We start from the raw sequence: 10,664 nt of genomic DNA, 5'->3' as shown, positions 1-10,664 counted from the left end.
TACCATGCCGCCGACTTGCTCGCTTTGATCCGGGTGGACCAAAAAGATGATTTCGTAATGACGCATGAATGCTCCTTACGGGTTGTAGCCTGCCGCTCAAAAACGGTCAGACAAGGAGTGAATGACACTTATGGATCTTGCCGCAGGGAGGCACATCGGTGCCTGCCAGGAAGGCAAGGGGCGCAATTGTAGAGAAGGGGGAGAAACGGCGCAAGGTGATTGGTGATTATTTGAACAATCACCCAAACAACTACGGGAGCCTGGCTTGTGTGGGAGCTGGCTTGCCTGCGATAGCACCACCTCAGTAACACTGACACACCGAGGTGACTGCATCGCAGGCAAGCCAGCTCCCACACAAGCCCGCTCCCACATTTTGACCTGCGTTAGGCCTGGTTACTTCTTGGTCTTGGCCTTCACGCCGCGCTGGCGCTGGGCTTCAAACAGGCATACGCCCGTTGCAACCGAAACGTTCAGGCTGCTGACGCTACCAGCCATCGGCAGCTTCACCAGGTAATCACAATGCTCGCGGGTCAGGCGGCGCATGCCTTTACCCTCGGCACCCATGATCAGGATGGTCGGGCCGGTGAGGTCCTGGTCATAAATGCTGACCTCGGCCTCGCCCGCCGTGCCCACAACCCACAGGCCGCGCTGCTGGAGCTTCTCCAGGGTGCGCGCCAGGTTGGTCACGGCGACCAACGGAATCACTTCCGCCGCGCCGCACGCCACTTTACGCACGACTGGCGTCAGGGTGGCCGACTTGTCTTTAGGCACGATCACCGCCAGCGCGCCGGCAGCATCTGCCGAACGCAGGCAGGCGCCGAGGTTGTGCGGGTCGGTCACGCCGTCCAGCACCAGCAACAGCGGAGCGCCTTCGGTTCGGTCGAGCAGCTCGTCTAGCATCGCTTCGCCCCAGACCTGGCTCGGGCTGACGTCTGCCACCACGCCTTGGTGAACACCTTCTACCCACACGTCCATTTCACGACGCTCGGCCTGGCCGATGGCAACCTTGTTTTGGGTAGCCAGTTCGACCAGCGCTTGTACGCGGGGCTCGCTGCGACCTTCCGCCAACCACACTTGCTTGACGCGCTTAGGGTGGTGACGCAGCAGTGCTTCTACGGCGTGCACGCCGTAGATTTTTTCCAGACTCATGACTTGGCCTTAGGTTTGCGCGACCCGCCGCTTTTCGCGGGAGCCGAACCCGCTTTTGGCGGGCCTTTACGGTGTTTACTTGGCTTGCTCGACGGGTTTTCGTCCCCGCGGGACTTTCCCCCAGACGCCGCTTTACCACCGCTTTTGGCTTCGCTGAGCAACTGCTGCTTCAACTCGCGGCTTTTGCGCAATTCGGCGTTTTTCGCCGCTGCGTCGCTTGGGCGGTAGGCTTCAGGGGCCTTCTCCTTGGTGGACGAGCGGCGGCCAGACTTGGCTGGCGCAGGCTCGGCGGCCGCTGCTTTCGCGGGAGCGCCTTTGCCTTTGCCTGCTGTCGCAGTCGGCTCGCTGCCGCGCTTTTTACGGCTGCCCGGCGTTTCGGCTGGCTTTTCAGGCATGCCGAAGTCGATCTTGCGCTCGTCGAGGTCGACGCGCATGACCTGCACTTCCACGGTGTCGCCCAAACGGAAGCTGCGACCGGTGCGCTCGCCCGCCAGGCGGTGGTGCACAGGGTCGAAGTGGTAGTAGTCACCCGGCAAGGCGGTGACGTGCACCAGACCTTCGACGTAGATATCGGTCAGCTCAACGAACAGACCAAAGCCGGTCACGGCCGTGATCACGCCTGGGAACGACTCCCCCACGCGGTCTTTCATGAACTCGCACTTGAGCCAGTTCACCACGTCGCGGGTGGCTTCATCGGCGCGGCGCTCGCTCATGGAGCACTGCTCGCCCAGCTGTTCCAGGGCGGCTTCGTCGTACGGATAGATCCGTGCTTTCGGAATGCTCATGGCACCGGCGCGCTGGACGTGCGGCGTGTTCTGCTTGGAGTGAATCACGCTGCGGATTGCGCGGTGCGTGAGCAGGTCCGGGTAACGGCGAATTGGCGAGGTGAAGTGCGTGTACGCCTCGTAATTCAGGCCGAAGTGGCCCTGGTTATCCGCGCTGTACACCGCCTGGCTCAGGGAGCGCAGCATCACGGTCTGGATCACGTGGTAATCCGGACGGTCCTTGATGCTCGCCAGCAGAGCCTGGTAGTCCTTCGGCGACGGGCCGTCCTTGCCTTTGTGCAGGGACAGGCCGAGCTCACCGAGGAACGCGCGCAGTTTTTCCAGACGCTCCGGCGGCGGGCCGTCGTGCACCCGGTACAACGCAGGAATTTCGTGCTTTTTCAGGAATTCAGCGGTGGCCACGTTGGCCGCCAGCATGCATTCCTCGATCAGTTTGTGAGCGTCGTTACGGGTAGTCGGGGTGATCGCGGCGATCTTGCGCTCGGAACCGAAGACAATCCGGGTTTCCTGCGTTTCAAAATCAATCGCGCCACGCACGTGACGAGCGCCCAGCAACACTTTGTACAGCGAGTAGAGCTGCTTGAGGTGTGGAACCACGCCCGCGTATTCAGTACGCAGGGCCTTGGCTTCGCTGGTTTTCGGCGTTTCCAGAATGGTGCTGACCTTGTTGTAGGTCAGACGCGCCTGGGAGTGGATCACCGCTTCGTAGAACTGGTAGTCGGTCATTTCGCCGGTTTTCGAGATAGTCATCTCGCACACCATGGCCAAACGGTCGACTTTCGGGTTCAGGGAGCACAGGCCGTTGGACAGCTGCTCAGGTAGCATCGGGATCACGCGCTCCGGGAAGTACACGGAGTTGCCGCGCACTTGAGCTTCGTTATCCAGCGCCGAACCGATCTTCACGTAGCTGGACACGTCGGCAATCGCGACGAACAACTTCCAGCCACCGGAGAACAGGCGCAGCTTGCCAGGCTTGGCTTCGCAGTACACCGCATCGTCGAAGTCGCGAGCGTCTTCGCCGTCGATGGTCACAAACGGCAGATGGCGCAGGTCGATACGTTTTTCTTTGTCTTTATCTTCGACTTCCGGCTTGAGCTTGGCGGCTTCTTTGAGCACCGCATCAGGCCAGACGTGAGGAATATCGTAGGTGCGCAGTGCAACGTCGATTTCCATGCCCGGCGCCATGTAGTTGCCGACCACTTCAACGATATCGCCCTGAGGCTGGAAGCGCGGGGTTGGCCAGTGGGTGATTTTCACCTCAACAAACTGACCGACCTTGGCGGCGCCATTGCGGCCCGGGGTAATCAGCACTTCCTGCTGGACCTTCGGGTTATCCGGCACAACAAAGCCGATGCCGCCTTCTTCGAAGTAACGGCCGACGATGGACTCGTGGGCACGGGATACCACTTCGACGATCACACCTTCACGGCGACCGCGACGGTCCAGGCCGGAAACGCGTGCCAGGGCACGGTCGCCATCGAACACCAGGCGCATTTGCGCCGGGCTCATGAACAGGTCGTCACTGCCGTCGTCCGGGATCAGGAAGCCGAAGCCGTCACGATGGCCGGCAATGCGGCCCAGGATCAAGTCGAGCTTGTCCACAGGCGCGTAAGTACCACGGCGGGTGTAGATCAGCTGAGCATCGCGCTCCATGGCACGCAAGCGGCGGCGCAGGGCTTCGAGCTGGTCTTCGGTGGTCAGACCGAATTCTTCAACCAGCTGCTCACGGCTAGCAGGCGAACCCCGATCGGCGAGATGCGCCAGGATCAATTCGCGGCTAGGAATAGGGTTTTCATATTTTTCCGCTTCACGAGCGGCCTCGGGATCGAGGGACTGCCAATCGGCCATTAGAGAGTTTTCACCTTGTCTATATGTGGGTTAGTTTGGCATACGCGTATTGAAACGGGAAATTTCAGGTATCAACAAGCCCCTAAAAGCACTTTTGTCGCCCTCGGAACACACCTTGCCCGACCACTTGCGAAGTTTTCCAGGATTTTTTGATATCGGGGCTTTACAGCGCAAAAAGTGGTCCGTATAGTGCGCGCCATCGACGACGGCAACGTTGTTGATGTTGCCCAGGTGGTGAAATTGGTAGACACGCCAGCTTCAGGTGCTGGTGATCGCAAGGTCGTGGAAGTTCGAGTCTTCTCCTGGGCACCAAATTCAGATCAAACCCGCGAAAGCGGGTTTTTTCGTTTCAGGCCTTTGATTTTTAAAGAGAATCTTGATTTATATTTTCGAATCAGGGGTTTACAGATCAAAAAGCCCTCCGTATAGTTCGATCCATCAACAGCGCAAGCGCTGCTGATAATGCCCAGGTGGTGAAATTGGTAGACACGCCAGCTTCAGGTGCTGGTGATCGCAAGGTCGTGGAAGTTCGAGTCTTCTCCTGGGCACCAAATTCAGATCAAACCCGCGAAAGCGGGTTTTTTCGTTTCCGGGGTTTGAAAACATTAGCCTGGAAACTTCCCCGGCGATTTCCCCCCTCGTCCGCACTTGAGAAGTTTTATCGTTTATCCTTGCAATGATTTGTTGCACACAAGCGAGGAACAACCCGGATGATGATCCGCGAACACCGTCTCAAGGCATCCCTTCTGCGTGGCCTGACCCTCACCCTGCTCGGCCTGACCCTGCTCTCGCCCGCCGCCTATTCTGCCGACAAGATCGCCCTGACCTTGTACAACGGCCAACACAAAGAAGTCGGCGACGAACTCGCCAAGGCCTTCGAAGCCAAGACCGGCATTCACGTCAACGTGCGCAAAGGCAGCAGCAACCAGCTGGCCAGCCAGATCGTTGAAGAAGGCGCCCGCTCGCCTGCCGACGTGATCTACACCGAAGAATCACCGCCGCTGAATAAACTCGGCGAACAAGGCCTGCTGGCCAAGATCGACGCCAGCACCCTTGACGTCTTGCCCAAGGATTATGTCGGCGCCAATGGCGACTGGATGGGCGTGACCGCGCGCACTCGTGTGGTAGCGTTCAACCCGAAACTGATCGCTGAAAAAGACCTGCCCAAGTCGGTGCTGGATTTCGCCAGCCCCGAGTGGCAAGGCAAAGTCGGCTTCGTGCCCACCAGCGGCGCGTTTCAGGAACAAGCCGTGGCGATCATCAAGCTGCACGGCCGCGAAGCCGCCGAAGAATGGCTGACTGGCCTGCGCGCTTTCGGCAAGGTGTACAGCAATAACATGGTCGCCCTCAAAGCAGTAGAGAACGGCGAAGTGGCCACGGTGCTGGTGAACAACTACTACTGGTTCGCCCTGAAAAAAGAAAAGACCAACCTCGACTCGCAATTGCATTACTTCAGCGACGGCGATGTCGGCGGCCTGATCACTGTGTCTTCGGCGGCGGCGCTGAAATCCAGCCCACATCCCAAGGAAGCTCAGCAACTGCTGGCATTCATGGCCAGTGAAGAAGGCCAGCGCGTCATCACCAACACCTCCGCTGAGTACCCGTTGCGCAAGGGCATGGAATCGAGCCGTGGCCTCAAGCCTTTCAGCGAGCTGCAACCGCCGAAAGTCACCCCTGCAGACCTTGGCAACGCCGAAGAAGCCCTGGACCTGGAACGTGACGTTGGCTTGAACTGATGAACCCATCGCCATCCGCCCTCGCCTCTCGTGGGGGGTTCAGCCCGCGCCGCAAGCGCCCGTCGATCTGGCTGTTGCTGCCCGTACTGTTTCTGGTCGGCTTGAGCCTGTTGCCGCTGGTGTATGTCGGGACCAAAGCCTGGCAAGCGGGCTGGGCGCAGGCGGTGCATTTAATATGGCGCCCTTACGTTTTTGGACTGCTGCGCAATACCCTGGCCTTGATGGTCGGGGTGACGGTGGCATGCAGCGTGATCGGCCTGTCGCTGGCCTGGCTGCTGGAACGCAGCAACCTGCCAGGGCGGCGCATCTGGGGCGTGATTTTGTGCCTGCCCTTTGCGGTGCCTGCGTTTGTCAGCAGCTTCACCTGGGTGTCGCTGAGCGCCAACTTCGAAGGGCTGGGCGGGGCGATCCTGGTGATGAGCCTGTCCAAGTACCCGCTGGTGTTTTTGCCCGTGGCGGCGACCCTGCGCAACCTTGATCTGTCCCTTGAAGAATCGGCCCGCACCCTCGGACTGAATCGCTGGGGCGTGTTTTTTCGCATCACGCTGCCGTTGCTCTGGCCTTCGCTAGTGGCCGGGGCGCTGTTGATTGCGCTGCACATGCTGGTGGAATTTGGTGCGCTGTCGATCATTGGCCTGCAGACCTTTACCACCGCGATCTATCAACAGTTCGAACTGGAATTCAGCAACGCCAACGCGGCGATGCTGTCGGCGGTGTTGCTAGTGATGTGCCTGACGTTGCTGTGGCTGGAGTTGCGCGTGCGCGGCAAAGGCCGGCACGTGCGCATCGGCCAGGGCGCCGCGCGGCATGCCGAGCAGGTCAAGTTGGGCAACTGGGCGCCGCTGGGGCAAGTGTATTGCCTGGCACTGGCGATCATTGGCAGCGGCATTCCGCTGGGGATGCTGGGTTACTGGCTGGCGGTGGGGTCGTCGGCGGCGTTCCCGCTGGCCGAGATGAGCGAGGCGCTGCTGTCTTCTCTCGCACTGTCTCTGGGTGGCGCTGCACTTTGCCTGGTGCTGGCCGTGCCGGTGGGGTTGCTGGTGGTTCGCTACAAAGGCCAATTGGCGATCTGGGCCGAGCGCCTGCCGTATCTGCTGCACGCGCTGCCGGGCCTGGTGATTGCGCTGACGCTGGTGTATTTCGCGCTGCATTACGTGCCGGCGCTGTATCAAACGTCGGCGCTGCTGCTGATCGCTTATGCGTTGTTGTTTCTGCCGCTGGCACAGGCGCCGATTCGTACCGCGCTGAACAAGGCTGCGCCGCAGCTGGAAGAGGCCGCGCGCACGCTGGGTGCGTCCTCTTTCAGCGCGTTTTGCCGGGTGACCTTGCCGATTATTTTTCCGGCATTGGGCGCGGCGTTTGCGCTGGTGTTTCTGGATGCGATGAAGGAGTTGACGGCGACGTTGTTGCTGAGCCCGACGGGATTGAACACCCTGGCCACAGAGGTGTGGGCGCATACCGCGAATGTGGAGTTTGCGGCGGCGGCGCCTTATGCGGCGTTGTTGATTTTGGTGTCGGGGTTGCCGGTTTATTTGTTAACTACTCGGATGTATTTGAGCCGCTGAGATCGCTATCGCAGGCAAGCCAGCTCCCACCTTTGAATGGCTTTGCAATTCAAAGGTGGGAGCTGGCTTGCCTGCGATGAGGCCAGATCAGACAACCTCAGGCCCGGAACTGCCCGAGGCTTGCCTTCAACTGCGCCGCCAACCCATCCAGCACCTTGCCACTGGCCGTGGTCTCCACCACCGCCTGCGCCGCACGCTCAGCCTGAGCATGAATTACCTCGACCCGCCCACGCACTGCATGCGCGCCTTGCGCCTGATGTTCCGCCGCACGCGTCGCCAACCCAATCGCGGCATGCACTTGCTCCACCGACGCCTGCACCGTCTGCTGCAAGCGCACGCTGTCGCGCAGCACCAGCAACCCTTCATTCGCCTGGCGCCCCGCCTTGCTGATGGTTTCCACGGCTTCGCGCGCGCCCTGCTGCAACGCCACGATGTGTGCCTGGATGTCCCCGGTAGAGCTTTGAGTCTTGCTCGCCAGCGCCCGCACTTCGTCCGCCACCACGGCGAAACCACGCCCGGTTTCACCCGCACGCGCCGCTTCAATCGCAGCGTTGAGCGCCAGCAGGTTAGTCTGTTCGGCAATCCCGTGAATCACCGTCAGCACCACTTCGATCTGCTCGCTTTGCTGCGCAAGCCGCTCGATCACCTTGGACCCCGCCTGCACCTGCCCCGCCAACGCTTCGATCAAGCTGCCGACCTCAGCCGAGGTGCGCGAGTTTTCATCGGTGGCTTGGCGAATATCCACTACCTGCTGCAACGCGGCCTGCATCGCATGGCTCTCAGCCTGGGCCTCATCGGCCATCTGCGACAGTGCGCGCAGGCTCTCGGCCACCTCATCTCGCTGCAAGCCCGCCGCCGCGTCGGCGCCGGCATTGCGCAGGGTCATCGCGCCAATTTCCACACCGGTGCGCTGGGCCACATCGCCCGCCTCGCGCACGATCGGCTGCAACTTATCCACAAAGCGATTAACTGCCGACGCCATGTCGCCGATTTCATCCTTGCTGCTGATTTGCACTCGCTTGGTGAGGTCGCCCTCGCCCGCAGCCAAGTCATCCATGGCTGCAATCAGCAACTTCAGGCGATTAACCACACGGCGCCCCAACACAATGGCAATCAGCAGCAAAACACCGAACCCGACGATTGCGAGCCCCATGCCGATGCGCCAGCGCAAGGTGCCGGCGGCTTCCTGCACCGCACCTGTGGTGTTGGCGGTCATTTGCGTGGCGGTGGCTTGCGCCGACTGCAAGCGAGCGCCCATGGCGGCCGCGCTGTCCGCTGCGGCGCCTTGCAGGCTGTCGCCGACCAACTGATCACTGCTCGCGATCAGCGCGGCAAAGCGCTTATCCAGTGCCGCCAGGTCAGTCTCGACGGAAGCGGTTGAAACGCCCATGCGAACCTTGCCGATTTCTACCCCGTTAGGGCTGATGGACGCCTCGACGTAGTACACCGACGGGTCGCTCTTCGCGGCATCCAACACTTTGTCCAAGGCGCGATCACCCGCACCTTTTGCCAGCAATGCCTGGTTGATCGGGTTTTCGCGGTTCAGGTAACGGGTCAAGTGCTCACCGGCCGCGTCGTCGTAGACCACGAACAGCACGTTGGGATTGCGCTGAGCACGCCGGGCAAACTCCGACAGCGTCGGCACGTCGCTGTCCCACATGGCGCGCGGCGCCACCGAGGCGAGCAATTGCGCCATGTCATTGGCCGAGTCGTGCAGGTCTTTTTCCAGGGTCGCACGCAGTTGCTTCTGCTCGTCCTGCAAGCGCGAAGACAAACCACTGGTGAGACGCTGGCGAGTACTGGACGAAAGGTTGTCCAGACTGGAGGTCACTTCCTTGCCGGCTTGCGCCAACTCACCCGACAATTTCTGGCTGTCGATTCCCAGGCGATTGCCCAAATCAGCCTCCAATGCAGTGACAGTGCTCCGCGTCAGAGCGACGGCGACCAGCACTTGCACCAAAAGAGCGATACCTAGGGTAACGAACACCGGCCGCAACAGACGGCTTTGTAACAACGAGAGAACGGCAGACACTGGGAATCCCTCCACCACGGGTGCCATTAATTTGATAGCACCGCGAAAGAAAGAAGCAAAGCAAGGGTTGTGCCGTTTACCAGGCAGAAACGACAAAGGGCTCCCGAAGGAGCCCTTTGCTTTTTACATCAACAGCTTATTAAGCGAACGGGTGACGCAGAACGATGGTCTCGTTGCGGTCAGGGCCCGTCGAAATAATGTCGATTGGCGCGCCGATCAGCGTTTCAACACGCTTGATGTAAGCACGTGCATTGGCTGGCAGCTCTTCCAGGGTTTTGGCGCCCACGGTCGATTCGGTCCAGCCCGGCACTTCTTCGTACACAGGCTGCAGGCCTGCGTAGCTGTCAGCGTCCGTCGGGGCAACGTCCTTACCGTCTGCGTCTTTGTAGCCGATGCAGATGTTGATGGTTTCCAGGCCGTCGAGTACGTCCAGCTTGGTCAGGCAGATGCCCGAGATGCTGTTCACATCGATAGCGCGACGCAGGATAACGGCGTCGAACCAGCCACAACGACGAGCACGGCCAGTGGTCGCGCCGAATTCGTGGCCTTGCTTGGCCAGGTGCGCACCGACGTCGTCGAACAGCTCAGTCGGGAACGGGCCCGAACCTACGCGGGTGGTGTAAGCCTTGGTGATGCCCAGGATGTAGTCCAGGAACATCGGGCCAACACCCGAACCGGTAGCAACGCCGCCAGCGGTGGTGTTGGAGCTGGTCACGTACGGGTAAGTACCGTGGTCGATGTCCAGCAGGGAGCCTTGGGCGCCTTCGAACATGATGTCTTTGCCGGCGCGACGCAGGTCGTGCAGCTCGGCAGTCACGTCCAGCATCAGCGGCTTGAGCAGCTCTGCGTATTCCTTGCACTCAGCCAGGGTCTTTTCAAACTCGATGGCTGGCTCTTTGTAGTAACCCACCAGCATGAAGTTGTGGTAATCCACCAGTTCACGCAGCTTGTCTTCAAAGCGCGGCATGTTGAGCAGGTCGCCCACACGCAGGCCACGACGTGCAACCTTGTCTTCGTACGCCGGGCCGATGCCGCGACCGGTAGTACCGATCTTCAGCTCGCCACGGGCCTTTTCACGGGCCTGGTCCAGCGCAACGTGGAAGGACAGAATCAGCGGGCAGGACGGGCTGATACGCAGGCGCTCGCGCACCGGTACGCCTTTCTCTTCCAGCTTGATGATCTCGCGCAGCAGGGCGTCAGGTGCAACGACCACGCCATTGCCGATCAGGCACTGCACGCCTTCGCGCAGGACGCCCGACGGGATCAGGTGCAAGACGGTTTTTTCGCCATCGATGACCAGGGTGTGGCCAGCGTTGTGGCCACCCTGGTAGCGCACTACGGCGGCAGCATGTTCGGTCAGCAGATCAACGATCTTGCCTTTGCCCTCATCACCCCATTGGGTGCCCAGGACTACGACATTCTTACCCATAACACTTGTCCTCATTCGCGCAAACTTGGTGCCGGCGATGGCCGGCAGGAAAACTCAAGAAGCCAGTGGCGATACTTGCCAAAGCCCGTTCTGCAGAATCAATTGCCGGTCGCAGTCCGC

The 10,664-nt window shown here is 60.5% G+C and carries 6 protein-coding genes and 2 tRNA genes; 4 read left to right on the top strand and 4 right to left on the bottom strand.

The window, feature by feature from the left end; all coding sequences use genetic code 11:
* Positions 1–393 precede the first annotated feature (393 nt).
* Positions 394–1,149, bottom strand: coding sequence for a 23S rRNA (guanosine(2251)-2'-O)-methyltransferase RlmB (gene rlmB, locus ACP7A2_RS23470; protein WP_078740418.1), 756 nt, complete (start codon positions 1,147–1,149; stop codon positions 394–396).
* The gene (gene rnr, locus ACP7A2_RS23465; RefSeq protein ID WP_426136157.1) at positions 1,146–3,782 is read right to left on the bottom strand and encodes a ribonuclease R; all 2,637 of its coding nucleotides are present in this window, start codon (positions 3,780–3,782) and stop codon (positions 1,146–1,148) included. Before rnr ends, rlmB begins: the two co-directional genes overlap by 4 nt.
* A gap of 225 nt (positions 3,783–4,007) precedes the next feature.
* Here rnr and ACP7A2_RS23460 point away from each other — a divergent pair.
* The 4 genes from ACP7A2_RS23460 to ACP7A2_RS23445 all read left to right on the top strand — a co-directional run bounded on the left by ACP7A2_RS23460 (position 4,008) and on the right by ACP7A2_RS23445 (position 7,083).
* Positions 4,008–4,094, top strand: a tRNA-Leu gene (locus tag ACP7A2_RS23460).
* 152 nt (positions 4,095–4,246) lie between these two features.
* Positions 4,247–4,333 (top strand) — tRNA-Leu (locus ACP7A2_RS23455).
* A gap of 159 nt (positions 4,334–4,492) precedes the next feature.
* Positions 4,493–5,518 carry an extracellular solute-binding protein gene (locus ACP7A2_RS23450; RefSeq protein ID WP_426136156.1) on the top strand — a complete coding sequence of 342 codons (1,026 nt, stop codon included), beginning with the start codon at positions 4,493–4,495 and terminating at the stop codon, positions 5,516–5,518.
* Positions 5,518–7,083, top strand: a complete 1,566-nt coding sequence (locus tag ACP7A2_RS23445) for an ABC transporter permease (protein ID WP_426136155.1) — start codon at positions 5,518–5,520, stop codon at positions 7,081–7,083. The genes ACP7A2_RS23450 and ACP7A2_RS23445 overlap by 1 nt, the downstream gene beginning before the upstream one ends.
* Before the next feature lie 97 nt (positions 7,084–7,180).
* On the opposite strand, the gene ACP7A2_RS23440 is transcribed toward ACP7A2_RS23445, so the two are convergent.
* Positions 7,181–9,115 (bottom strand): methyl-accepting chemotaxis protein, encoded by a 1,935-nt coding sequence (locus tag ACP7A2_RS23440; RefSeq protein WP_426136154.1) that lies wholly within the window; start codon positions 9,113–9,115, stop codon positions 7,181–7,183.
* A gap of 139 nt (positions 9,116–9,254) precedes the next feature.
* The gene (locus tag ACP7A2_RS23435; protein WP_426136153.1) at positions 9,255–10,544 is read right to left on the bottom strand and encodes an adenylosuccinate synthase; all 1,290 of its coding nucleotides are present in this window, start codon (positions 10,542–10,544) and stop codon (positions 9,255–9,257) included.
* Positions 10,545–10,664 lie beyond the last annotated feature (120 nt).

The organism is Pseudomonas sp. PWP3-1b2, from assembly GCF_049896045.1.
Taxonomy (GTDB): Bacteria; Pseudomonadota; Gammaproteobacteria; order Pseudomonadales; family Pseudomonadaceae; genus Aquipseudomonas; species Aquipseudomonas antarctica_B.
Note: the sequence above shows the minus strand (reverse complement) of the source record. Positions and strands in the feature narration are given on the sequence as shown.

Excerpts from the sequence above, each read along its gene's own strand:
- ACP7A2_RS23435 (WP_426136153.1), bottom strand. The coding sequence starts at position 10,544 with ATGGGTAAGAATGTCGTAGTCCTGGGCACCCAATGGGGTGATGAGGGC.
- rnr (WP_426136157.1), bottom strand. The coding sequence starts at position 3,782 with ATGGCCGATTGGCAGTCCCTCGATCCCGAGGCCGCTCGTGAAGCGGAA.
- ACP7A2_RS23445 (WP_426136155.1), top strand. The coding sequence starts at position 5,518 with ATGAACCCATCGCCATCCGCCCTCGCCTCTCGTGGGGGGTTCAGCCCG.
- ACP7A2_RS23450 (WP_426136156.1), top strand. The coding sequence starts at position 4,493 with ATGATGATCCGCGAACACCGTCTCAAGGCATCCCTTCTGCGTGGCCTG.
- rlmB (WP_078740418.1), bottom strand. The coding sequence starts at position 1,149 with ATGAGTCTGGAAAAAATCTACGGCGTGCACGCCGTAGAAGCACTGCTG.